Origin of the sequence: Streptomyces fungicidicus (genome assembly GCF_003665435.1) — a bacterium.
Lineage (GTDB): Bacteria > Actinomycetota > Actinomycetes > Streptomycetales > Streptomycetaceae > Streptomyces > Streptomyces fungicidicus.
Genome location: NZ_CP023407.1, coordinates 4965876 through 4990020 on the forward strand (window position 1 = coordinate 4965876; position 24145 = coordinate 4990020).

Below are 24145 nucleotides of genomic sequence, written 5' to 3' on the forward strand. Positions count from 1 at the left end.
GAACCGTCCCCATGGATCTGCGGAACCTGATCACGCTGACCACCGGCATCACGCTGCTGACCGGCGTCCTCGCGGTCGTCGGCGTGCACTCCTACGCCACCGGCAGGGCACAGCGGCAGGCGCTGGTGGACCGGCTGTCGGCCACCGGCCAGATCCCCGTCGCCGGCCGTCGGCGTCACTTCCCCACCCTGGACCGCCGGCTGCGCCGCACCAGGCTCGGCAGGAAGCTCGAACTGCGCCTGACGGCTACCGGCCTGGACATCACGCCCGGCGAGTTCTTCGCCTGCATGACGGCGACCGTCGCCGGCCTGTGGCTCGTCGGCCAGGCGACGCTCGCCCCCTTCTTCGGCCCGATCGCCGGGCTCCTGGGCATCGGGGCGGCACTGCAGTTCCTCAACTGGCAGCGCCAGAAACGCATCGAGAGGTTCATCAACCAGCTCCCGGAGCTCGCCCGCATCCTCGCCAACGCCACCCAGGCCGGCCTGGCGCTGCGTACCGCCGTCGGCATGGCGGCCGAGGAGATGGAGGCCCCGGCGGGCGAGGAACTGGCCAAGGTCGCCAACCAGCTGGCGGTGGGCGCGTCGATGGACGACGCGCTCGGGGAGCTCGCCGACCGGCTGCCGTCCCGCGAGCTGGTCGTCCTGGTCACCACCCTGGTGCTGTCCAACCGGGCGGGCGGCCAGGTGGTGAGCGCGCTGCGGAACCTGACGGAGACGCTGGAGGAACGCAAGGAGACCCGGCGGGAGGTCCGCACCCAGCTCTCCCAGGTCAGCATGACGTCGTACGCCGTCCCCGTGCTCGGCGTCGGCTCGCTGTTCCTGATGAACGGCGTGAAGGACGGAGCCCTGGACCGCATGACCGGCTCCCCGGCCGGCCAGGCCGCGGTGATCATCGCGTTCGGCCTGTACGCCGTCGGTTTCGTCCTCATCCGCCGACTGTCCCGCATCGACGTCTGAGCGGCGGGGAGGACCGACCGACATGGCACTTCTCCTGGCCCTCCTGATGGGCCTCGCCGTCTACGGAGTCTTCGCCGGCGTCCGCATGTACCGCGCGGAGGCGAAACTCCCCAGCGACCTGGCCCTCGCCCTGGAGGTCGGCGCCACCCGCACGGGCGCGGTCGACTCCCTCGTCGACCGCATGGGCATGCGCTACGCCCCCGCCGTGCTGCGCCTCATGGGCCCCAAGCAGGTGGCGAAGTACCGCCGCAAGATCGACCTGGCGGGCAACCCCGGCGGCCTCACCATCGACCGCTACGCCGCCCGCCGCGCGGTCTACGGCTTCCTGGGCGCCCTGGGCTTCCTGGTCTTCCTGATGCGCGGCCAGCTCTTCATGGCCCTGCTGCTCCTGGCCTTCGGCGCGTTCTGGACGGAGGTCGGGATCTGGTCCGCGATCCGCGTCCGCAGGGACGTCATCGAGCGGACGCTGCCGGACTTCCTGGACGTGCTGGCGGTGGTGGTGAGCGCGGGCCTGGGCTTCCGGCAGGCCCTGGACCGGGTGTCGTCGAGGTACGAGGGCCCCTGGGCCGACGAACTGCGCATCACGCTCCGCCAGATGGACCTGGGCATGAGCCGCCGCCAGGCGTTCGCGGAACTGCGCCGCCGCAACGACTCGGAGCAGGTGGCGATGTTCGTCACGGCGCTCCAGCAGGGCGAGGAGCTGGGCGCGCCGATCGTGGACACACTGGTGTCCCTGGCCAAGGACATGCGCCGCACGGACGCGCAGAACGCCCGCCGCAAGGCGGCCCGGGCGGTCCCCAAGGCCACCATGATGATCACCACGTTCATGGTCCCGGCCACGATGATCCTCCTCGGCGCCGGACTGATCCTCGGCTCCGGCATCGACTTCGGCGCGGTCACGGGCGAGTAGGGGACGGGGAGGGTGCGATGACGACGACCAGGGACCGTGCGGGGCTGTTCCGCCGCGCGGCCGGACCGCCGGAGATCACCACCCCGCCGGCGGGCACGGTCCTCCCGCCCCACGCCAGGACGGGAGCCCCGGACATCCCGGTCACCTCGGCGACCCCGGCACTGCCACCGGGCTGGGAACCGGCGGGTCCTGAAGCGGGGGGCTCGGACAGCCCGCCGCACGGCGGGAATGCCGCCGATGGCGCTCAGCCCCCACAGGGGCCACCCGCACCCGACAACGAAACCCGCACGGGTGGTGCGGGTGGGAACCCACATCCGGCCGAAGGCCGGACGCACCCCCCACAACCCGCACCGGGCCCGGACGTCCAGATCCAGGTCAACGCCCTCCAGGCCCTCTGCCGGCAGGCATTCGGCTTCCGCCTCGCGATGATCGCCCTGGCGACACCCTCCGCCCTCCTCAACGCCGCCCCCGGCTGGAGCACCCGCCTCGTCGCCCTCGCCGTGGTGGCCACGTTCATGGCCTCCTACGTCCTGTTCAGGGACTGGGAACGCTTCGGCCCCCTCCTCCTCCGCCACCCCACCCTCCTCGCCGCGGACACCCTCTTCGGAGCCCTGCTGCTGATCTCCGCGGGCCCCGGCACGACCCTCGCCTACGTCAGCGTCTGCACCCCGCTCCTCGCGGGCCTGATCTACGGCTGGCGCGGCGCCGCGGTCTTCGCCTCCCTCCAGGGCCTGATCCTGCTCCTGGTCCACGCGGCGCTGGACAGCCCGCGCGCGGACCCGGCGGACGCCCTCCTCCTTCCCGGCCTCTGCGTGATCGCGGGCGCGGTCGGCTCCAGCCTCCGCAACCTCATGCTCCGCCTGGGCACGGCGACCCGGGCCCTCACCACGGTCCAGGCCCGACTGGCCGTCACGGAGGCGGTCAGCGCCGAACGCGCCCGCCTGGCCCGCGAGATGCACGACTCGGTGGCGAAGACCCTGCACGGAGTGGCCCTGGCGGCGGACGGCCTGACCGGCACGGCGAGCGCACCGCACCCCGACCCGGCGCGGGTGAGACAACAGGCGGAGCTGGTGGCCCGCTCGGCCCGCAGGGCCGCCACCGAGTCCCGCGAACTCCTGGCCGACCTGCGCAGGGAGTCGGACCCGGACCAGGGCACGGACGTACTCGTGGAACTGGCGGCCCGCACCCGCGACTTCACCAGCCGCACCGGCGTACCGGCGACATACCGCCCGACCGGCGGGCACGCGGTCCCGCCGGTCCCGCCCGCCGTGGCCCGCCAACTCCTCACCATCGCCTCGGAGGCCATGGAGAACGCCCACCGTCACGCACGGCCGGCCCATGTCGACGTCCACGCCGGAGTCCACGGCGATCTGCTGGTGATCAGCGTGTACGACGACGGCACCGGCCTCCCGCCCGGCACCGACCTGGAACAACTGCGCCGCGCCGGGCACTTCGGCCTGGTCGGCATGGTCGAGCGGGCGGCCTCGGTGGGCGCCCGCATCCGGATAGGCCGGGGCGCGCACACGAGAGGCACCGAAGTCCGCCTGGAACTCCCGCTGGCGGCCGTGACCACACCCACGGAGGCCACCCCATGACGACCCCGCCGAACCCCTTCGCGAACGTCCCGCCCCCGGCCCCGCTGCGGGTGGTGGTGGCCGACGACAACCCGGTGGTCCGCGCCGGCCTGACCGCCCTCCTCACCGGCCGCGAGGACATCACGGTGGTGGCGGAGGCGGCCGACGGCAGGGAGGCCTACGAGGCGACCCGCACACACCGCCCCGACGTGGTCCTCCTGGACGTCCGCATGCCGGGCGTGGACGGCATCTCCGCCCTTCCCCACCTGGTCGGCATCGCCCCGGTCGTGATGCTGACGTACAGCGGAGAGTCGGAGATCGTCCAGGAGGCCCTGCGCAGGGGAGCGGGCGGCTATCTGGTCCACGGCGAGTTCACCGCGGACCAGCTGGTCTCGGCGATCCGAGACATCGAGCAAGGCAGGCCCCACTTGACTCCGACAGCGGCGGGAGCGTTGCTGTCGCAACTGCGCCGGGACATGCGACCGGCGGCGACGCTGCCGGAGGGGCTGGGGAGTGCGTCAACAACTCCCCGCAACCCAACTGGAATCAACGCACCCCATATCTCGACGTCACCTACTTCTGCGGAAAACCTTTCGCAACTGCAACCGGATATGGCACCATCGTCGTCTGGGTGGACAGGCGGCCGTCCGGCCGCTCCTGACAGGTCGGGATACCAACTGAGCACGAGGGAGGCGGAGATCATGGACCTCATCGCGTCCGGCATGACGAACCAGCAGATCGCCGCCACCTGCTTCATCAGCGAGAAGACGGTCAAGAACCACATCAACCGCATCTTCGCGAAGCTCCACAGCACGAGCCGTTCCGAGGCCGCGGCGAAGTGGCTGGGCACGGCGCCGGGTTCGGGCCGAGGGATGAGGTGACCTCTGGTGACGGCAGGGGGGACGAGGAACTGGGCCCGCGATTGGGCCCGCGATTGGGCCCGCGATTGGGCCCGGGATTGGGCCCAGGGGCCCTCTGACGGACAGGGCGCCCGCCCCTACGGTGCAGATGCCGAAAGCGGCCCCACGAAGCGGGCCGCCCATGCGTCAGCCGGAGGGGAACACCATGAGCGACCTGATGATGAAGACCGCCGTCGCGACCAAGGTCCGCGTGAGCGGCTGGACGAACACGACCGTCGAGGCCATGCGGCGCCGCAACGCCGACAAGGGACAGACCGCGGTCGAGTACCTGGGCATCATCGCGGTGGTCGTGCTGATCGTGCTCGCGATCACCGGCACCAGCATCGGCCAGACCATCCTCGGAAAGATCAACGCACAGATCGCCAAGGTCGCTCCTTGAGCCGATTCCGTCGGTACGGCGACGCAGGGCAGGCCTTCCCCATCTACATCACGGTGGTGGGGGGCCTGCTCTTTCTCGCGTTCGCGTACTTCGCGGTCGGCCAGGCCGCGGCGAATCGCAACGGGGCGCAGACGGCTGCCGACGCGGCGGCACTCGCGGCGGCGCAGGACACCCGGGACGCGCTCGCGAAACGGTGGATCCAGGACCTGCTCGACCCGGAGAAGTGGCAGGCCATCTTCGACGGGAACGTCGACGGCATCGGTCTCACCTGTGGACGCGCGCACGAGCTTGCCGCGCGGAACGACGCACGTGTGGTCGGATGCGATCCGGCGGGACTTCTCGGCTACACGGTCGAGGTCGAGACGAACAAGACCGTCGGGGACTCGGTCGTCCCCGGCACGGAGACCCGTCGCTCGAACGCGACGGCCACCGCCGTGATCGAGCCCCGCTGCACGTTCCCCCTCCCGTCCGGGGAAGCCGGAGAAGCCGAGGAGGACGAACTGCCGCCGCTCACCTGCAAGGACGGCGAGCAGTGGGAGCTGGACCCGGAGGGGCCCGACGACCTCCTGCCGAAGCCCGAGGACCTGTTCGACGTCCACCTGGCCGACTGACAAGCGAACGACGAGTGATGAAGGAAGCGGAGAGATGAGCATTCGGATCACTGCCAAGGCCCGCAGGGGGATGGTCGCGCTGACCGCCGTGGCCGGTCTGGCTCTGGGCATGGCGGCCTGTGGCGGCGGTGGTGACGACGACAAGCCAAAGCCTTCGTCATCCGCTTCCAAGGACAGTGGATCGAACCCGAGTGCTCAGGAGGGACAGGCGGAGACGCCGCTTGCCGAACTGCGGGGCACGAACGGGCTGCTCCTTCAGATCACCTCGGCCGAGCGTGACTCGGGCGGGTTCATCACGGTGAACGGGACGGTCAAGAACGACGGTGACAAGTCGGTGGTGATCCCACCGCAGACGAGCGGTGACGAGACCGAGGTCATCAAGCACGGTCCGTCGCTCGGCGGAGCCACCCTCGTGGACTCCAAGGGCAAGAAGCGCTACTACGTGCTGCGGGACACCGATGGCCGGCCGCTGACCACGACGGGTCTGGGCAACCTGGAGGCGGGGCAGACCCTGCCCGTCTTCATGCAGTTCCCCGCGCCGCCGACGGACACGGCCGAGGTCGACCTCCAGGTACCGACGTTCGCCAGCGGCACGATCAAGATCTCCGGATGAGGCCGGCCATGACTCGTACCCCGACCCGCCCGGCGCCGCCCCGCCTCGCCCTGGTCCTCTCGGCCGCCACGGTCATGGTCGTCGCCAACCTGTACGGCGCCGTGGTGGCGCACGCGGACGACGGCCCCAGCGTCCCCCCGGGAACCGAGGCGTCCGCGTCCGCACCCGTCGAGGTCGACCCGAACGACCCCGACCTCAAGCTCCCGGAGGGCGCCACCCTCACCGAGCCCAAGGTCCTGGACATCAAGCAGATCGTCGAGGACAAGAGCGGTGACGAACGCCGCGAGGACACGAACTCCGACGTGACCTTCGCGCTCCAGGCGGAGGTGCTGTTCGGCAAGGACAGCGCGAAGCTCGGCGCGGAGGCGAAGGCCCGCATCGCCACGATCGCCGGCGAGATCAAGACGCAGAACGCGACGAAGGTCCGCGTCTTCGGCTTCACGGACAATCTCGGCTCGTCCGCCCACGGCGACGTGCTGTCCCGTCAGCGCGCCAACGCCGTACAGGCCGTCCTGGGCAGGGAGCTGAGCGACGCGAACATCACCTACGAGGTGCGCGGATACGGCGAGCAGTACCCGATCGCCGACAACTCCACGGAGGCCGGCCGCAAGAAGAACCGCAGGGTCGAGATCACCTTCCCGCGCACGGGGAGCTGAGCCGGACGCTCCGGAGCCCCGGTCACGCCCCCTCCCGCTCCACCTCGACCTCCACCCGCGCCCCCACCCGCAGCCCCCACCCCTCCATCGCCCCCGCCTCGGCCTCGAGCACATGCCGTGCCCGGAGCCGGGGCAGGCCGAGCCGCCCCGGCGGCATGGTGCGGACGGCGATGACGCGGAGCCGCCGGTCGAGGTAGGCGACGTCGATCGGCATGCGCATGCGGAAGGTGTGCACGCTGTTGGCGGGGGAGAGCAGCAGGGCCCCGTCGAGGGAGTCCCGCCCCAGCAGCCCCTTCGTGCGGGCCCGGTAGGAGGTGGCGACCTCCAGCGGCACACGTGTCCGCGGCTCCCCGTCCGCCCCCTTCACGGTCAGCCCGCCGTACCCGTCCCGCCAGCGCCCCATCCCCGACCGCTCCCCTCGACCCGCTCACCGACGAACCCGTCCGCACCGAACGTATCCCCGCCGGCCGCCGCGCATCAGTGGGTGCGCAGTTGCGCGGCCAGCGCGGCGAGGGCCTGGGCCGTCTCGGACAGGCTGGTGACGGCGGCCTGGAGCTCCGAGGCGATGTGCGGGGCCGTGGGCAGGCCGGGGGCCGTGGTGGCGGCCGGTGTGCCGCGGTAGCCGATGGGGCCCTCGTCGTGGCGCTGGTAGTAGCCGGTGAACGCCTGCCCGGCGGGCGCCTCGGCGAACCGGACCCGGGCGAGCTGGACCTCGCCCGCCCCTGCGTTGCGGGTGATGTCGAGCCGGTAGTGGCGGTAGGCGCGGGCCGGGGAACGCAGGGGGAACACCCGGGTCTCGAAGCGCTCGGAGAACTTCTCGCCGCTGCGCGTGTCCAGCGGAGTCCAGGTGCTGCCGTCCTGGGAGCCGAGGAGGGTCCAGTCACGGGGGTCGCGGTCGGCGAAGTCGTTCGCCGACATCAGGGAGTACGAGGCGACGGCGGCCGGGCGGGCGGGAGTGAAGTCGAGCCAGGCGGTGTCGTCGAACGTCAGCCACTTGCTGCGCTCGTCCTCGAGGAGGTTGTCGGCGCCCTCGCCCCCGTCGTCGAACTCGTCGCTCGCCTCGACGCCGGCCACCTCGACCTCGGAGGCGGCGGCGTGCAGCACGGCCACGCCGGAGTTGCCCCGCTGGTCGCGCCAGGTCACCCGCTCGACGGGCGCCCCGCCGTCGTCGACCAGCAGCCGCAGCTCGTGGGAGGCGTGCCAGCCGCCGCCCCACCCCTCCTCCGTGCGGAAACGGTGCAGGGGCGACGCCGAGAGGTTCTGGGTGTCCTCCGAGAACGGCCGGCGGTCGGAGAGGTGCCCCCGGTACTCGTACGCCGTGCCGTCCGCCGCGCGGTGGCAGCCGTGGAAGTCGGACATGTTCGACTGGAAGCTGATCGCGGACTCGGTCCCGTCCTCGCCGCGCCAGCCGAGCTGCGCGGGCAGGGAGTTCTCGTCCCGGTCGACGTGGAACAGCAGCCGCGGGGCCGCCTGCCACGGGGCGGTGGCGGAGTGGGCCGGGCGGAGCTCCGTACGGTAGGCGAAGACCGAGTCGCGCGCGGCCTCCGCCAGCCGCGCACGCTCCGAGCGGCCACGTTCCCCCACGGGATCCAGCGTGATCCGGTAGAGCCAGAGCATGCTGCCGGACTTGGCCGAGGAGCGTATCTCCAGGGTGTTGGTGCCGGGCTTCAGCAGACGTCCGGGCACGGCGAAGACGTTGTCGTGCGGCAGATCGCCGCCGCCGGGCACGGTCAGGTCCTCGGCCAGCACCTCGCCCTGCACCAGGACGTCCATCGGGGCGTACCCGAGGTCGGAGCCGAGCCTGGAGACGAGCGCGGTGACGGTGAGCGTCGCCTGGGGCACGTCTTGCGGGTCCGCCACCTCGAAGTCCAGCGTCACACTCCCGCCGGCGCTCAACGCCACGTGCGACCCGGCGAACCGGGCTCCGTGATACCTGATGCCGGCGTTGGCCAGCCGGGTCGGATCGACGGAGAAATCGGCGTAGGTGGCCTCAAAGCCCATGACAGCTCCAGCTTATGACGGATCATCAGTACTCGGTCGCCGGGCGGCGGCGACGGTGATCCAGGACCCTAGTGGGCCGGACTGACAACACCGCCGCCCCGCGTGCTTGGGCGCCGGTTTGGGCCCACGGGCCCATCCCCGGACAGCCGCCGCTCCCTACCCTCGGGCCGTGCCGTGAACCAGACACGGTTGCGAACCGGGGGACTTGAGGAGGGCGTCCATGGCCTCGTACGGGGGAGGAGCGGGGACGGGGGTGGCCCGGGGCGCACCCGGGTACGGGGGAGGACGGCAGGGCATGCCCCGGCCGCTGGCCGGGGCACTGCTGCTGGTGCACGCGCTGTTCGCGTTCACGGTGCTCGGGGGAGCGGGGCTGCTCCTCACGGCGGCGTCGGCCGACGCGGTGGACGGCGCGCTGCTCGCCCAGGTGGGGTACGCCGCCGCTCCGGGGGTGCTCGGCTGGTGGCTGGCCCGCCGCACCTGGCGGGGCGGAGCCAGGACCTGGACCGGGCTCGTCGCCGTACAGGCGTGGCTGGTCCTCGGCTCGCTGTCCAACCTCGCCGACGGATCGGCCCGGGGCCTCAGCCAGCTCCTCCTGCCCGTCCTGGTCCTGCTCCTCCTCACCCGCCCGGCCTGCCGCGACTGGTACCGCCTCGCCGCACCGGACCGGCGCGAGCGCCGCCCCTTCTCCCTGGCCCGGATGATCCGCCTGCGCCGCGACGACGGCCAGACGGCGGTCGAGTACGCCGGGCTGGTCGCGGTGGTCGCGGCGATCATCGCCGCGCTGGTCGTCAGCGGTCTGGGCACCCGGATCCTCACCGACATCCAGGCCCAGGTGTGCCGGGTCACCGGTACGGCGTGCCCGTCGCCCGGCGCGCCCGGCGACGGCCCGGTCACGGCGGAGGGCGGCGACGAGGGCGACACCACGGGCGGGACCACCGGCGGCGCGGGCGACCCCGGCGGCGACGCGGACCGCCCCGGCCCCGCCGACCCCGCGCCGGAGGGGGACCCCTCCCGTGTGGACCCGGTGGCCGCCGAGGACGAGATCGACGAGCCGCCGTACGAGGACCCCGCCGCCGCGTCCGGAGAGGGCGAGGACGGCGACGACGAGGGCTGCTTCTCCGGCTTCGGCGCCTTCTTCGGCTGCGCCGGCGATCAGCTGGGACAGGTGGGCGGGGGCCTGTTCGTCGACGGCGTCTGGGGTGACGTCACCGGCATCTGGGACGTCGTCACCAGCCCCGTCGACACCTGGAACGGCCTGATGGAGTACGGCGGTTCCCTGGGCGGCGCCTGGTGGGACGACACCGCCGACGCCCGCGACATGTGGGACGACGGCGACTACCTCGGCGCCATCCTGGACTGGGGCGGCGCCTCCCTCGGCACCGGCGGCACGGTCCTCTTCGACTCGTTCGTCGGCGACGACGTCGTCGACCAGTGGAACGGCGGCAACGAGACCCGGGCCGTCACCACCGTCATCTGGAACGTCGGCTCGCTCTTCATCCCCGGCTACGGCGAGGCGAAGATCGCCGAGAAGGTCGGCTCGCTCGGCCGGCTGAGCCGGGTCGTCGACGACGCCACCGAGGCCGCCCGGGACGCCCGGCGCGCGGCCGAGGCCGGCGACCTCGACGCGCTGGAGGACGCCGCCCGGCGCGCCGACGACGCGGCGGACGAGGCCGAGGACGCGGCACGCCGCACCGGCTGCACGATCTCCGCGCCGCCCCGCCGAACCCCGTACGACGGAGGCCCGCACCCCGGCCCGCACGGCGGACCCGGCACCGGCACCACCGTGCTCGCCGCCGCGCCCGCCGCGGACGGACCGTACGTCGTCCTGGCGGAGGGCGGCTGCGACGAGGAGGCCCGGCAGCAGGCCGAGGAGGCCCGCGCCGCCGAACGCCAGGCCTACCTGGAACGCAAACGCGCCGAGGAACCCGAACGCGCCCGGCAGGCACTGGAGAAGAAGAAGGAGTGGCCGGAGCCCGAACGCAACGACACCCGCGACCCGCGCAACTACAACCCGCCGGACTGGGCCGACGACCTCGCCGGCCGCACGTTCGGCGACGCCGACAACGGCGACGGCTTCTGGGCGAGCCGCGACCGCAACCCGAGCCCCACCTGGCGCAACGAGTCCTGGCTGCGCTACCAGGAACAGGTCACCGGCACACGGCGCGGACACGAGTACGTCGTCCCGCACACCGACCCCGACGTCCCGGACGTCGAGTTCGACGGCTGGGACTCCTCCCGCCAGACCTATCTGGAGGCCAAGAACGGCTACGACAGCTTCCTGAGCTCCGACCGCACGGAACTCACCCCTTCCGGCACGGAGCGGCTGCTGGCCGAGGCGCGCAGGCAGGTCGCGGCGGCGCGCGGCAAGGACATCGAGTGGCACTTCTCCAACGAGGAGGTCGCCGACGCGGCCCGCGACGCCTTCGAGGACGCCGGCCTGGACATCGAGGTCGTCCACACGGTGCCCGAGCCCATCGCGGGCGAACGCCGCCCCGAGGCCTTCGACTGACGGGGCGGCGGGCGGCGTACGACCTAGGGTGTGAAGCCGGACTCGGGCGGGCGACGGGACACGAGAGGGAACGGAACATGCGACGCGTGGTGCGGGGCTTCTGGGGCCCCCGACAGGAGTCGGCGGAACAGCTCGCCGCACGGTGGAGCACGATGCTGGACCGGTTCACCCGGCTGCTCCCGGAGACGACGGGGACGTGGCGCACCGTGCCCGCCTCCGGGACCGGGGAGACCCTCCGGCCCGACGAGGAGTCCCTGCTCGGCGCCTTGCGCGCCACCCAGGCGGCCGACGACTGGTCGGCGGCGGACGGCACCTCGCTGCGCCTGCTCGCCGACGGCGCCGAGCCCGGCTGGAAGGTGGAGGTCTCCGGGCTGGCGGGCGGGACCCCGGAGTACCTGCTCCAGTCCCTGGTCGCCACGATCGTGTCCCCCGACGCGGCTGAGCTCCCCGACGCCGGCCTCCTCGCCGCCGTGGCGGAGTCCTGGCAGCCGGACTACGGGGACGTGAGCGACCGGGCCGTGACGGCCGCGCTGAAGAAGGAAGCGGGCTTCCGGATCGGCACGCCGTCGGTGGGCTGGTTGGGGTACCTGTCCGCCGGCCGGGTGGCCCGCACGCCCGCGGACTCCTTCCCCGAGCGCGAGGAACTCCGCACCGGCGGCGTGCTGCTGACCCTCGCGTCGCCCGGCGACACGGTGGCCGTGGTCGACGCGTACCGGACCCTCAAGGGCTCCGGCGCGCTGGACCCGCTGCCCCAGCCGATGACCGGGCCCGCGCTGTGACGGCCCGCGCGGGCGAACCCTTCGACGCGGCCCGGGCGTTGTCCGCCGTGGACGCCGCCCTGTCCGCCGACCTCCCGGCCACCGGCCCGCCGGCCGACGAGGGCGATCCGGTGACCGGCGAGTGGGCGGCGACCCGGGGCGAGGGCTTCCTGCTCCTCCCCCTCTGGGAGAGCGCCGGCCTCACGGGCGTGTACGGCCGCGAATGGAACGAGGCGGAGGCCTCGGCCGAGGCGTATCTGGCCGCACTCGTCTCCGGCCTGGACGCCCGCTGGGGCTCCCACCGCACGGTGAGCATGCGCGTCCCCGTGCTGCGGCGCGGGACCGGCGAACCCCTCCCCGAACCCTTCCGCACCCTGGCCGCCAAGGACTGCTACGGAGACCTGAAGACCTGGGGCCCGCTGCCCGCGTCGCCTTCCCCGCGCTGGGTCGCCCTCTCCCTCAACCAGTCCGACGGCGACGCCCCGTTCGTCCTCACGGCCCTGCTCGCCGACCGCCCGCTCACCGAACCGACGGAACAGCACGGAAGTTGACCCCCATCACACTGGTGCCCCGACTCACGCACTGGATAGTTTTGGGTTCGCTGAAGAGAAGCCTCGCCCCACTGGGAGCCCGACTGTGAACCGCCGCCCCACCCTGCTCGCAGCGCTCGCGCTGACCGCCACCGCGGCCCTGACGCTGTCCGCATGCGGAAGCGACGACGACAGCACCGCGAAGGACAACGACAAGATCGCCGGCGCCGACACCGACAAGGAGAAGTCGCCCTCGCCGACTCAGAGCGCGTCCGAATCGGGCGGACGCCCGAAGATCACGTTCCCTTCCGACGCGAAGAACGTCTTCGAGTACCAGAAGACGGGTGACGCGGCGAAGGACGCGGCGCTCGCGGACAGCACGCTCGCCGTCAACGCCGTGGACGAGGCGATTTTCCAGAGTGACACGGGAACCAGGGCTCTGGGCTTCTACATCACGGACAAAGCCCTGAGCTCCTACATCACTTATGTGCAGAAGTACGTCGACGATGGTGAGACGTGGGTGGGTGAGACCCGCTACTTCAACTACAAGGTGACGCTCCCGGATGCCAAGAAGGCATACGTGACCTACTGCTCGGACGAGAGCAAGTCGTACATCAAGAACAAGAAGTCCGGGAAGGTCGACCGGTCGCCGGCAACGGAGAACGCCTACGTCCTTTACAACACGAGTCTGACCAAGAACTCAGACGGTATTTGGCAGACCACCGACGTGGTCTCGAACAGGGGGAACAAGGCGTGTCAGCCGTAAGGAGATCGGCGAGGGCTGCCACAGTCCTGACACTCACGTGCGCTTCACTCTTCGCCTCGAACGCGGCTTTTGCCGAGCGTGGCTCGAACGGGAACGCCAACGAGGCGGAACAGAGCGCCAACGCCGACGACAAGGGCAACCTCTCCGTCACCGTCGGCGGCATCGTCTTCGATCGTTCGAAGAACGGGAGTGGCGGGTCCGCCGGGGCGCTGACGTCGTCCACGTCATGGAGCCCCCCGGCCTGCTGGTACGCCCCCAAGTACACCCCCGAGCAGTTGCAGAAGTATCTGGAGCCGATCTGGGAGGCCGGCTCGACGGGGTACGAGTGGGACGCCGAGCAGCGGGAGAAGTACAACGCCGACGACGAGAAGAAGGCCTTCAACAAGGACAAGTCCGGCGAGGGCTTCTGGTGGGGCTCGTACGTCAACAAGAGCTACCCGCCGGGCTGGGACGCCTGCACAGAGGACTACTTCTGGGTGGACACCGGCGACGCACCGCCCGCCGACATCGAGAACGCCATCACCCCGGAGATCCTCGCCGGACTCGCCTACGCGGAGATCCGCGTCCCGGGCACCGAGGTGACGCTGGCCCCCACGGAGACGACCAAGGTCAACCTGCCCACCTGGGCATGGCTCGACGGCGCCGAGTTCAAGCCGGTCTCCGTCACCGCGTCCGTGCCGGACATCGCCATCTCGGCGACGGCCACGGCGGAACCGGTCTCGCTGGAGATCAAGCCGGGCACTCCGGACGCCCAGACCTACCCGGCCTCCGGCGTCTGCGGGATCGACGGCCGGCGGATCGGCGAGCCGTACCAAAAGGGCGACGCGGACCGGACACCGCCGTGCGGCGTGAAGTACCTGCGCTCCTCCGGCGACGGCGCGTTCCCGCTGCAGGCGACGGTCACCTGGAAGATCCACTGGACCGGCACCGGCGGCGCGGAAGGCAATCTTCCCGACGGCGAGTTCGGCGCCACGCAGGACGTCGTCGTCCAGGAGATCCAGGCCATCAACCGCTGACCCGGCGGGTAGGAAGATCCGCATGACCTCACTTGGCGCAGTCTTCCGTCCGCAGCTCGCCCCCGAGCGGCTTTGTGCCGTCGCCGAGACCGCCGACCGTGCCGGGCTCGAGGAGCTCTGGCTGTGGGAGGACTGCTTCCGGGAGGGCGGGATCTCCACCGCCGCCGCCGCGCTCGCCTGGACCGGGCGCGTGCGGGTCGGCGTCGGACTGCTGCCCGTGCCGCTGCGGAACGTCGCGATCACGGCCATGGAGGCCGCCGGTCTGCACCGGATGTTCCCCGGGCGCCCGGTCCTCGGCGTCGGGCACGGGGTGCAGGACTGGATGGGGCAGGTGGGGGCGCGGGCCGAGTCGCCCCTCACCCTGCTGCGGGAGCATCTCGTCGCGCTGCGCGCCCTGTTGCGCGGGGAGCGGGTCACCACCGAGGGGCGGTACGTCAGGCTCGACGACGTCGCCCTCGACTGGCCGCCGCGGGAGCCGGTCGAGGTGCTCGCGGGCGCCACCGGGCCCCGTACCGTGCGGCTCACCGGTGAGTCCGCCGACGGGACCGTCCTCACCGCCCTCACCTCGCCCGAGGGGGTGCGCCGGGCGCGCCTGCTCATCGACGAGGGGCGGGCCGCGGCGGGGCGTACCGGCGAACCCCACAGGGTCGTCGTCTATCTGCTCGCCGCCACCGGCGCCGGCGCCGCGGAGCGGGTGCGGGCCGAGCTGATCGCCGAGGGCGCCGGCGCGGATCCGGACCTCGGGGTGGCCGGGGACGCCGCGGAGGTCGCCGGGGCCGTGCGGCGGCTGGCCGAAGCCGGGGCGGACTCGGTCGTCCTCCAGCCGACCGGCGACGAACCCGACCCGGAGGGCTTCGTGCGGTTCGTGGCGGAGGACGTGCGGCCGCTGGTGCCGTGAAAACCGGAGGAGCGGACAGCATCGCCGCGTGCATGATCGGGGCATGACGGACGACGAGCGGGCCCGCCGGTTCGAGGAACTCATCGCCGAGGGCGCCGCCGTGCCCACGGACGGCTGGGACTTCTCCTGGTTCGAGGGGCGGGCCCACGAGGCCCGGCCCTCGTGGGGGTACGCCGGGGCGATGGCCCGGCGGTTGGGCGGGGCCGCCGCCGTGCTGGACGTCCAGACCGGGGGCGGCGAGGTGTTCGACTTCGCCCTCGGCCGTGCCTCCCGGCCTCCCCGGCTCGCCGTCGCCACCGAGGGCTGGCCGCCGAACGTCGCCCGGGCCACCGCCCTGCTCCGGCCGCGCGGTGTCGCCGTGGTCGCCTCGCCCGAGGACGCGCCGCTGCCCTTCGCCGACGAGGCCTTCGACCTCGTCGTCAGCCGGCATCCGGTCGAGGCCCGGTGGAGCGAGATCGCCCGGGTCCTGGAGCCCGGCGGCCGCTACTTCGCCCAGCACGTCGGGCCGGCCAGCGTCCACGAGCTCGTCGAGTACTTCCTCGGGCCGCAGCCGCGGGAGCGGCGCGACGCCCGCCACCCGGACCGCGAGCGGCGCGACGCCGAGGCAGCCGGTCTGGAGATCGTCGAGGTGAGGGCCGAGCGGCTGCGCGTCGAGTTCCACGACATCGCCGCCGTCGTCCACTTCCTGCGGAAGGTGATCTGGATGGTGCCCGGATTCACCGTCGAGGCGTATCTGCCGCGGCTGCGCGCCCTGCACGGGCGCATCGAGGCGGAGGGCGCCTTCGTGGCCCACAGCACCCGGCACCTCTTCCACGCCCGCAAAGGCGGCGCCGGCCGCACCTCGCACCCCTGAGCTCGCACTCCGAGCCCCTGGGTTTCCGCATCGTTATGGGACGGGTCTGGTCCCCGGAGCCCGGCCTCCCATAGGTTCGGACCAACGGGGATTCGCGTCGGCAAAGCTGCGCGGGGCGGTGGTACCGCGCAGTGGAGGGGGCTGCGCGGTGCACGATCCCACCCCTCCTCGGGTCAAGCCGGTGTCGGCCTCCCGTTCAGCCGTCGGAGGGATGGCGGGAAGTACGGCCACCCGGTCGGCCGACGGCGCCACATCCGCCCCGGAGCCCCCTCGCCGCCCGGTTCTCTCGGAATTCCGCCCGGTTCCGGTCACCGAGGAGCCCCGCACGGCCCTCTCCATGGCCATCGGGGCGTCGCCGGACGGTTTCGGAGAGTAGTTGTTTCGCGCCGATGCGCGCGGCATCCCTTACGAAGGGTTATGGTGGAAACCCCCCCTCGGGCCGGTCCGTATCCCCCCCCCACGGACCGGCCCGTTTTCTCTTGTCACGGGCGGCGGCTTGGGGACCCCCGTCCCCGCGGGGGTAGTCTTCGCCTGCGGGGACCGCCATACGGACAGGGGCCGCCCGCTGTCTGGAACCGGGCCGCCCGCCGCGCGACGCGGTGGGGAGCGCCGCGCCTGTCCGATCCGTACGGAGGGGCTGACGATCACGTGAACCTGCGCGACAAGGTGCGCGGCCTGCTGGTCAGGCTGTACGCGCGCCGGGTGGAAGGCCACCTGGACACCGCTCAGGTGCCGAAGCACATCGGCGTCATCATGGACGGCAACCGCCGCTGGGCGAAGGCCGCGGGGTCCAGCACCGTCCACGGCCACCGGGTCGGCGCCGACAAGATCGGCGAGTTCCTCGGCTGGTGCAGCGAGACGGACGTCGAGGTCGTCACCCTCTGGCTGCTGTCGACGGACAACTTCGACCGGCCGAAGGAGGAACTCGTCCCGCTGCTCGGCATCATCGAGGACGTGGTGCGCTCCCTCGCCGCCGACGGCCGCTGGCGGGTCCACCACGTCGGCACGCGGGACCTGTTGCCCGCCGGGATGCAGACCACCCTCAAGGAGGCCGAGCAGTCCACCGCGGACGTCGGCGGGATAGTGGTCAACGTCGCCATCGGGTACGGCGGCCGCCAGGAGATCGCCGACGCCGTACGGTCCATGCTGCTGGACGCCCACGAGCGGGGCACCCCGATGGACGAGCTCGCCGAGGCCGTCGACATCGACATGATCGGGCGTCACCTCTACACCCGCGCCCAGCCCGACCCGGACCTCGTCATCCGCACCAGCGGAGAGCAGCGGCTGTCCGGATTCATGCTCTGGCAGACCGCTCATTCGGAGTACTACTTCTGCGACGTGTTCTGGCCGGCCTTCCGCAAGGTCGACTTCCTGCGCGCGCTGCGCGACTACGCCGCCCGCCACCGGCGCTTCGGCGGCTGAACAGCCCCCGCAGCCACCGCACGTCACACGGAGTTCACCGGCGCGCCGTCATATGCCGTTGCATGGCGGCGCTCGTTCTCGGGCATAAGCCAGACAGGTCGACACCCGAACCACGGGTGTCGGATCTCAGCGGGCGGCACAGAAGCCGTCCGCCCGGGAGGCCCTTTGCACCAGCCCGACCGTGCGGTCACGGCACGGAAGAAGCGGCGGAGGGCCGGTTCTCGGCCCGCTGTGCATGAGGGCCGTCGACCGGTCCAGTTCCGCCTCGTCGCTCCCCGACCTCATCCGAGGGGGTACGTCCTTCCGTGGTGACCAGCGCAAAGCGCCACAAGCCCGACCGGCGCACCTATGTTCTCGACACCAGCGTCCTGCTGGCCGATCCCAATGCCCTGAGCCGCTTCGACGAGCACGAGGTCGTGCTCCCCGTCGTCGTGGTGACGGAGCTGGAGGCCAAGCGGAACCATCCCGAACTCGGCTACTTCGCCAGGCAGGCGCTGCGCCTGCTCGACGACTACCGGGTGCGGTACGGCCGCCTCGACGCCCCCATCCCGACCGGGGACCTCGGCGGGACCGTCCGGGTCGAGCTGAACCACTCGGACCCCAGCGTGCTGCCCAGCGGCTACCGCCTGGGGGACAACGACTCCCGCATCCTCGCGGTCGCCCGCAATCTGCAGGCCGAGGGGTTCGACGTCACCGTCGTGTCGAAGGACCTCCCGCTGCGGATCAAGGCGTCCTCCGTGGGGCTCCTCGCCGAGGAGTACCGCGCGGAACTCGCCATCACGGACTCCTCCGGCTGGACCGGGATGTCCGAACTGACCCTCCCCGGCGAGCAGGTGGACGTCCTCTTCGAGGAGGGGCACGTGTACGTGCCCGAAGCGTCCCGGCTGCCCGTGCACACCGGACTCACCATCCAGTCCGAGCGCGGCAAGGCGCTGGGCCGGGTCACGGCGGACGGCAACGTCCGTCTGGTGCGCGGCGACCGGGAGGCGTTCGGCATCAAGGGCCGCAGCGCCGAGCAGCGGATCGCGCTCGACCTGCTGCTCGACCCGGACGTCGGCATCGTGTCCATGGGCGGCAGGGCCGGCACCGGCAAGTCGGCGCTGGCGCTGTGCGCGGGGCTCGAGGCGGTCCTGGAACGCCGGCAGCACCAGAAGGTGATGGTCTTCCGTCCGCTGTACGCGGTCGGCGGGCAGGAGCTCGGCTATCTGCCCGGCAGCGAGGCGGAGAAGATGAGCCCCTGGGCCCAGGCCGTCTTCGACACGCTGTCGGCGGTCACCAGCCGGGAGGTCATCGAGGAGGTCACCGCGCGCGGCATGCTGGAGGTCCTGCCGCTCACCCACATCCGGGGCCGTTCGCTGCACGACGCGTTCGTGATCGTGGACGAGGCGCAGTCGCTGGAGCGGAACGTCCTGCTGACCGTTCTGTCCCGTATCGGGGCCAATTCGCGGGTCGTTCTGACCCATGATGTCGCCCAGCGCGACAATCTGAGGGTCGGCAGGTACGACGGTGTGGTCGCCGTCGTCGAGAAGCTGAAGGGGCACCCGCTCTTCGCGCACGTCACCCTGACGCGGTCCGAGAGGTCCCAGATCGCTGCCCTTGTGACCGAAATGCTCGAAGACGGGCAGATCTGATCCGGGAAATCCAACAACAGCCGGTTACCCCGTAGTTGACGCCGTCCGGAAAGGCGAAGAGCCTAGCCGGGCGGCGTCGGCGCGTGTGTGCTTTTCCGGGATTCCCCGGGGCCAAACGGGATGTGAGCTTTCACACGCAACGGAGAATTGCCTTGCACCGTCGGGTTACGGCAGAGTCTCCATCCTGTCAGGCCCCGCATACGACACACCTGTACCGCCAGCGGTGCGGAACCACAGTCTTAACTCCATAGCGTCGTCGTATGCCGCCCGAGCACCACGCGGCGCTCCTCCCGTAGGAGTTGCCCACCGGGTCCGTGCCTCCCGTGACCAGTAGTTGGGGAGGCCAGTGCCAGGGGCACGATTGCGTCCGCGAGGGTCACCGAAGCGGGCGATGCTGGAAGGAAACCGTGTGAGCCGGATCTCGGTCCGGGGATTCGCAGTGGCCTCGGCCACGGCGGTCACCGCTGTCGGAAGCGTCGTCGGTGTTGCCTCGGGCAGCGTCGCCCAGAACAACGACGCCGAAGCGACGGCAAGCGGCACCACGCTGCTCGCGGACATCCCCGCGGGCCAGCAGGCCCAGGTGCAGACCGCGTCCCTGACGCAGCAGGCCGAAACGATGGCCATCGCCGCGGATGCGAGCGCCAAGAAGGACGCCGAGGAGGCCGCCCGCAAGGCAGCCGCCGAAACCGCGGTCGCGAAGAAGCAGGAAGCGGCCGAGAAGGCGGCGAAGGCCGAGAAGGAGGCCAAGGAGCGCGCGGAGGCCAAGGCCGCCGCCAGCCGCTCCGCGGTCCGCGACGCCTCCGACATCGCCGTCCAGAGCTCGTACTCGGTGGCCGACGTCCAGGCGATCGCGCGTCAGCTGGTGCCCGCCGACCAGTTCCAGTGCTTCAGCAACATCGTGGACCACGAGTCCAGCTGGAACTACCGGGCCGACAACCCGACCTCCGACGCCTACGGTCTCGTGCAGGCGCTCCCGGGCTCCAAGATGGCCTCCGCCGGAGCCGACTGGATGACGAACCCCGCCACCCAGATCAAGTGGGGTCTCGGCTACATGAACGACCGCTACGGCAGCCCCTGCGGCGCCTGGAACTTCTGGCAGGCCAACAACTGGTACTAGAGGCACCGGGAGCCTTTCGTTCCCGGCCCGGCTCAACCTCGGCACAGCCCCGCACCGTCCTACGGTGCGGGGCTTTCGCCATGTACGGTCTGACCGACGGCTCCAGGGGGGAGTGGTGGGGAGATACGGGGGAAGAGGACGGATCATGTCGCGAGTGCCAGGATGGCTCGGCCGGGTCGGAGCCGGACTGACCGAAGTCAGCAAGCGGTTGGAGGAACGCCGCGCCGAGGTCGAGGGGGGCCGCCGGCCTGACCCGGCCGCCGACCCCGATCCCCGTCCCGCCCCGGCTCCGAGCCCCGGTTCAGGTACTGATCCCGTACGGGAGAGCACTTCGCGCTCCGACGACCCGCCGCCGGCCGGGCCGGCCGGGTACACCACCGCGGTCCTGCCGACCCGCCCGGACCCGGCGCACGCCGTGCCCTGGGGCGTACGGGTCGCCGCCGAGGCCGGGTGGCGGCTGCTGGTGCTGGCCGGCACGGTCTGGGTGCTGATGCGGATCATCAGCGCCGTACAGCTGGTGGTGCTGGCGTTCGTGGCCTCGCTGCTGATCACCGCGCTGCTCCAGCCGACGGTGGCGCGGCTGCGGCGCTACGGAGTGCCGCGCGGGCCGGCCACCGCGCTGACGGCGTTGTTCGGGTTCGTCGTGATCGGCCTCATAGGCTGGTTCGTCACCTGGCAGGTCATGGAGAACATCGACCACCTCGCCGGCCAGATCCAGGACGGCATCGACGAGCTGCGCAACTGGCTCCTCAACAGCCCCTTCCACGTCACCGACAAGCAGATCAACGAGATCGCCAAGAACCTGCGGGAGGCGGTCGGCGCCAACACCGAGCAGATCACGTCGGCGGGCCTCGAAGGCGTGACCGTGGTGGTCGAGGCGCTCACCGGCATACTGCTCGCGGTGTTCTCGACGCTGTTCCTGCTCTACGACGGCAAGCGGATCTGGGAGTGGTCGCTGAAGCTCGTCCCGGCCGCGGCCCGTCCGGGTGTCGCCGGGGCCGGTCCGGCCGCCTGGCGGACGCTGACCGCGTATGTGCGCGGCACGGTGATAGTGGCGCTGATCGACGCGATCTTCATCGGCCTCGGCATCTACTTCCTCGACGTGCCGATGGCGGTGCCGCTGGCCGTGTTCATCTTCCTGTTCTCGTTCATCCCGCTGGTCGGCGCGGTGGTGTCCGGAGCGCTCGCGGTGGTCGTCGGGCTCGTCACACAGGGCGTGTTCACCGGCGTCATGGTGCTGGTGGTGGTGCTGGCGGTGCAGCAGATCGAGGGCCACATCCTGCAGCCGTTCATCCTCGGCCGCGCCGTGCGGGTGCATCCGCTGGCGGTGGTGCTGGCGGTCGCGTCGGGCGGCATGGTGGCGGGAATCGGGGGTGCGGTGGTCGCCGTGCCGCTGGTCGCGGTCACCAACACGGTGGTCGGGTATCTGCGGGCTTACGCGCACGAGGCGGCCGCGGTGCTCGCCCCCCGGCCGCGTGGCGCGACGGCGATGTCCGCCCCGGACGCCCCCGCCCCGGCACCACCCCCACAAAACCCCCGGGACACCCCGGACACTTAGTCCCCGCGCCCCCGCCGCACCCGACGTAGCTGCGGGCAGTCGTGCCGCTGGGGCGGCACGGGTGGGCGCAGCGGCACCGGTGAGCGCCGGAAGCGGTGTTGGTGCCTGGGCGGGGGGCGTCGCGCAGCCCGGCGCTTGCGGGGTGCCGTCGCGCCCACCCGTTCCGCCCTGCGGCACGACTGCCCGCGGAGAGTGGAGAGCGGAGAGCACGGTGGCTGCCTGCGGGGGGGAGTGGGTATGGGGCGGGCCCGGCCACCAGGTTGAGGTGGGCCGGGCCCGTGAGGGAGGGGCGGGTCAGGCCGTGAGGGCTGCTTCCGCGTCGAGGGTGGCGGCGACCGCCTGCACCACCGCCGCGATCTTGAACGCCTCCTGGATGACCTCACGCTCCAGACCGGCCTTGCGCAGCACCTGCTCGTGCGAGTCGAGGCACTGCCCGCAGCCGTTGACCGCGGAGACCGCGAAGGACCAGAACTCGAAGTCGACCTTGTCGACACCGGGGTTGCCGATGACGTTCATCCGCAGACCGGCGCGCAGGTTGCCGTACTCGTGGTCCGACAGCAGGTGACGGGTGCGGTAGAAGACGTTGTTCATCGCCATCACCGCGGCAGCGGCCTTCGCGGCGGTGTACGCCTCCGGCGACAGGTTCGCCTTCGCCTCCGGCTCCAGCTCGCGCAGCACGATCGCCGAACGCGAGGCGATCGCCGTCGACAGCACCGTGCCCCACAGCTGCTGGGCCGGCAGGTCCGAATTGCCGATGACCGAACCCAGGTTGAGCTTCAGGTCCTTGGCGTAGTCCGGTATACGGGACTTCAGGGAGTCGAGGGACATGTCAGTTCACTCCCCGGCCAGCAGCGCGACCGGGTCCAGGGTCTCGTCGCCCTTGCTCCAGTTGCACGGGCAGAGCTCGTCGGTCTGCAGGGCGTCCAGGACCCGCAGGACCTCCTTGGGGTTACGGCCGACGGAGCCGGCGGTCACCATGGTGAACTGGATCTCGTTGTTCTGGTCCACGATGAACACGGCGCGCTTGGCGAAGCCGTCCTCGCCCTCGATGCCGAGGTCGCGCATCAGCTCGTGCTTGGAGTCCGCCATCATCGGGAACGGCAGGTCGGTCAGGTCCGGGTGGTCCTTGCGCCAGGCGTGGTGGACGAACTCCGAGTCACCGGAGAAGCCGAGGATCTGGGCGTCACGGTCGGCGAACTCGTCGTTCAGCTTGCCGAAGGCGGCGATCTCGGTCGGGCACACGAAGGTGAAGTCCTTGGGCCACGCGAACACGATCTTCCACTTGCCCTCGTAGGTCTTGTGGTCGATCGTCTCGAACTCCTTGCCCTTCTCCAGCGAGACACAGGCCGTCAGTTCGAACTCGGGGAACTTGTCACCGACAGTGAGCACAGGCTCTCCTTGCAGCGAGGAAACACCCGGATTACGGGCATTTCCCATGGGTTGGACCATGGTGATGTTGGCACACGGTGCATTGATTAGTGAAATAGCTAGACTCGGTCGTGTTGATCGGAGGTGGCTATCAGTGACCGTGGGTAAGAGACGCAGGCAGCCGAGCCTGGCGCAGCTGCGGGCGTTCGCCGCGGTGGCCGAGCATCTGCACTTCCGGGACGCCGCCGCGGCCACCGGGGTGAGCCAGCCGGCCCTGTCGGGCGCCGTGTCGGCGCTGGAGGAGACACTCGGTGTCACCCTCCTGGAGCGTACGACGCGCAGGGTGCTGCTCTCGCCGGCCGGTGAGCGGCTGGCCGTCCGGGCCAAGGCCGTGCTGGAGGAGATCGGGGCGCTGATGGAGGAGGCGGACGCGCTGCGGGCGCCGTTCACCGGGGCGCTGCGGCTCGGTGTCATCCCGACCGTCGCCCCCTACCTGCTGCCGACGGTCCTGCGGCTGGTCCACGACCGCTATCCGCACCTCGACCTCCAGGTGCACGAGGAGCAGACCGCGAACCTGCTGGACGGCCTGGCCGGCGGCCGGCTCGACCTGCTGCTGCTCGCGGTGCCGCTCGGCGTCCCCGGCGTGACCGAACTGCCGCTGTTCGACGAGGACTTCGTCCTGGTCACCCCGCTCGGCCACCCGCTCGGCGGCCGGGAGGGCATACCCCGGGCGGCGCTGCGCGAGCTGAACCTGCTGCTGCTCGACGAGGGGCACTGCCTGCGCGACCAGGCCCTGGACATCTGCCGGGAGGCGGGACGCGCGGGCGTCCCGGCCACCACGACGGCGGCCGGGCTGTCCACGCTCGTGCAGCTGGTCGCGGGCGGCCTCGGCACGACCCTGCTGCCGCGGACCGCGGTCCGGGTGGAGACCGCCCGCTCCGCCCAGCTCCTCACCGGCTCGTTCGCCGACCCGGCGCCCACCCGGCGCATCGCGCTGGCGATGCGGACGGGTGCGGCCCGGGCCGACGAGTACGAGGAGCTCGCGTCGGCCCTGCGGGGGTCGATGCGCGATCTGCCGGTGCGCACCGTGGCATGACCC

Annotated in this window: 24 protein-coding genes; 20 read left to right on the forward strand and 4 right to left on the reverse strand. The window is 71.7% G+C overall.

What is annotated here, in order from left to right; all coding sequences use genetic code 11:
- The first annotated feature begins 11 nt into the window (after window positions 1-11).
- The 8 genes from CNQ36_RS22825 (at window position 12) to CNQ36_RS22860 (ending at window position 6619) form a co-directional block, all read left to right on the forward strand.
- Window positions 12-956 carry a type II secretion system F family protein gene (locus CNQ36_RS22825; protein WP_004926388.1) on the forward strand — a complete coding sequence of 315 codons (945 nt, stop codon included), beginning with the start codon at window positions 12-14 and terminating at the stop codon, window positions 954-956.
- A 22-nt stretch (window positions 957-978) separates the two neighbouring features.
- Complete coding sequence (locus CNQ36_RS22830; RefSeq protein ID WP_121547358.1) at window positions 979-1866, forward strand: DUF5936 domain-containing protein; 888 nt, start codon at window positions 979-981, stop codon at window positions 1864-1866.
- Window positions 1867-1883: 17 nt separating this feature from the next.
- Window positions 1884-3461 (forward strand): sensor histidine kinase, encoded by a 1578-nt coding sequence (locus CNQ36_RS22835; protein WP_121547359.1) that lies wholly within the window; start codon window positions 1884-1886, stop codon window positions 3459-3461.
- Window positions 3458-4321, forward strand: a complete 864-nt coding sequence (locus CNQ36_RS22840) for a response regulator transcription factor (protein ID WP_121547360.1) — start codon at window positions 3458-3460, stop codon at window positions 4319-4321. The genes CNQ36_RS22835 and CNQ36_RS22840 overlap by 4 nt, the downstream gene beginning before the upstream one ends.
- Before the next feature lie 184 nt (window positions 4322-4505).
- Complete coding sequence (locus CNQ36_RS22845) at window positions 4506-4739, forward strand: hypothetical protein (protein WP_121548558.1); 234 nt, start codon at window positions 4506-4508, stop codon at window positions 4737-4739.
- Entirely contained in the window at window positions 4736-5350 is a 615-nt protein-coding gene (locus CNQ36_RS22850; RefSeq protein ID WP_121547361.1) for a pilus assembly protein TadG-related protein, read from the forward strand. The genes CNQ36_RS22845 and CNQ36_RS22850 overlap by 4 nt, the downstream gene beginning before the upstream one ends.
- 34 nt (window positions 5351-5384) lie before the next feature.
- Window positions 5385-5963: a hypothetical protein gene (locus CNQ36_RS22855; RefSeq protein ID WP_121547362.1), complete on the forward strand. Its 579-nt coding sequence runs from the start codon at window positions 5385-5387 to the stop codon at window positions 5961-5963.
- 8 nt (window positions 5964-5971) lie between these two features.
- The gene (locus CNQ36_RS22860) at window positions 5972-6619 is read left to right on the forward strand and encodes an OmpA family protein (RefSeq protein ID WP_121547363.1); all 648 of its coding nucleotides are present in this window, start codon (window positions 5972-5974) and stop codon (window positions 6617-6619) included.
- A 22-nt stretch (window positions 6620-6641) separates the two neighbouring features.
- On the opposite strand, the gene CNQ36_RS22865 is transcribed toward CNQ36_RS22860, so the two are convergent.
- Window positions 6642-7022, reverse strand: a complete 381-nt coding sequence (locus CNQ36_RS22865) for a DUF192 domain-containing protein (RefSeq protein WP_121547364.1) — start codon at window positions 7020-7022, stop codon at window positions 6642-6644.
- A gap of 74 nt (window positions 7023-7096) precedes the next feature.
- Window positions 7097-8620 carry an alpha-1,2-mannosidase gene (locus CNQ36_RS22870; RefSeq protein ID WP_121547365.1) on the reverse strand — a complete coding sequence of 508 codons (1524 nt, stop codon included), beginning with the start codon at window positions 8618-8620 and terminating at the stop codon, window positions 7097-7099.
- Between the two features lie 295 nt (window positions 8621-8915).
- Between CNQ36_RS22870 and CNQ36_RS22875 the strand changes: the two genes are divergently transcribed.
- The 11 genes from CNQ36_RS22875 (at window position 8916) to CNQ36_RS22925 (ending at window position 21678) form a co-directional block, all read left to right on the forward strand.
- The gene (locus CNQ36_RS22875; protein WP_228313047.1) at window positions 8916-11129 is read left to right on the forward strand and encodes a Tox-REase-5 domain-containing protein; all 2214 of its coding nucleotides are present in this window, start codon (window positions 8916-8918) and stop codon (window positions 11127-11129) included.
- Window positions 11130-11206: 77 nt separating this feature from the next.
- Window positions 11207-11908 carry an Imm52 family immunity protein gene (locus tag CNQ36_RS22880; RefSeq protein WP_121547367.1) on the forward strand — a complete coding sequence of 234 codons (702 nt, stop codon included), beginning with the start codon at window positions 11207-11209 and terminating at the stop codon, window positions 11906-11908.
- Window positions 11905-12438: a hypothetical protein gene (locus tag CNQ36_RS22885; protein ID WP_121547368.1), complete on the forward strand. Its 534-nt coding sequence runs from the start codon at window positions 11905-11907 to the stop codon at window positions 12436-12438. Before CNQ36_RS22880 ends, CNQ36_RS22885 begins: the two co-directional genes overlap by 4 nt.
- 85 nt (window positions 12439-12523) lie before the next feature.
- Window positions 12524-13183: a hypothetical protein gene (locus CNQ36_RS22890; protein ID WP_121547369.1), complete on the forward strand. Its 660-nt coding sequence runs from the start codon at window positions 12524-12526 to the stop codon at window positions 13181-13183.
- The gene (locus tag CNQ36_RS22895) at window positions 13171-14199 is read left to right on the forward strand and encodes a hypothetical protein (protein WP_163013343.1); all 1029 of its coding nucleotides are present in this window, start codon (window positions 13171-13173) and stop codon (window positions 14197-14199) included. The genes CNQ36_RS22890 and CNQ36_RS22895 overlap by 13 nt, the downstream gene beginning before the upstream one ends.
- Window positions 14200-14221: 22 nt before the next feature.
- Complete coding sequence (locus CNQ36_RS22900; RefSeq protein ID WP_121547370.1) at window positions 14222-15097, forward strand: LLM class flavin-dependent oxidoreductase; 876 nt, start codon at window positions 14222-14224, stop codon at window positions 15095-15097.
- 43 nt (window positions 15098-15140) lie between these two features.
- On the forward strand, window positions 15141-15950 hold the full coding sequence (locus CNQ36_RS22905) for a class I SAM-dependent methyltransferase (protein WP_121547371.1): 810 nt from the start codon (window positions 15141-15143) through the stop codon (window positions 15948-15950).
- Between the two features lie 648 nt (window positions 15951-16598).
- Window positions 16599-17372: an isoprenyl transferase gene (locus CNQ36_RS22910; RefSeq protein ID WP_121547372.1), complete on the forward strand. Its 774-nt coding sequence runs from the start codon at window positions 16599-16601 to the stop codon at window positions 17370-17372.
- A gap of 305 nt (window positions 17373-17677) precedes the next feature.
- Window positions 17678-19003, forward strand: a complete 1326-nt coding sequence (locus tag CNQ36_RS22915; RefSeq protein WP_004926351.1) for a PhoH family protein — start codon at window positions 17678-17680, stop codon at window positions 19001-19003.
- A 409-nt stretch (window positions 19004-19412) separates the two neighbouring features.
- Window positions 19413-20120, forward strand: a complete 708-nt coding sequence (locus CNQ36_RS22920; RefSeq protein ID WP_040906228.1) for an aggregation-promoting factor C-terminal-like domain-containing protein — start codon at window positions 19413-19415, stop codon at window positions 20118-20120.
- A gap of 145 nt (window positions 20121-20265) precedes the next feature.
- Window positions 20266-21678, forward strand: a complete 1413-nt coding sequence (locus CNQ36_RS22925; RefSeq protein ID WP_121547373.1) for an AI-2E family transporter — start codon at window positions 20266-20268, stop codon at window positions 21676-21678.
- A gap of 294 nt (window positions 21679-21972) precedes the next feature.
- On the opposite strand, the gene CNQ36_RS22930 is transcribed toward CNQ36_RS22925, so the two are convergent.
- Both CNQ36_RS22930 and CNQ36_RS22935 read right to left on the reverse strand, forming a co-directional pair.
- Window positions 21973-22506 (reverse strand): alkyl hydroperoxide reductase, encoded by a 534-nt coding sequence (locus CNQ36_RS22930; protein WP_004926346.1) that lies wholly within the window; start codon window positions 22504-22506, stop codon window positions 21973-21975.
- A gap of 6 nt (window positions 22507-22512) precedes the next feature.
- Window positions 22513-23067: a peroxiredoxin gene (locus CNQ36_RS22935; RefSeq protein WP_004926345.1), complete on the reverse strand. Its 555-nt coding sequence runs from the start codon at window positions 23065-23067 to the stop codon at window positions 22513-22515.
- Between the two features lie 133 nt (window positions 23068-23200).
- Here CNQ36_RS22935 and CNQ36_RS22940 point away from each other — a divergent pair, with 133 nt between their 5' ends.
- A complete protein-coding gene (locus CNQ36_RS22940) occupies window positions 23201-24142 on the forward strand; it encodes a LysR substrate-binding domain-containing protein (RefSeq protein ID WP_004926344.1) in 942 nt (313 codons plus the stop codon).
- The last annotated feature ends 3 nt before the right edge of the window (window positions 24143-24145 follow it).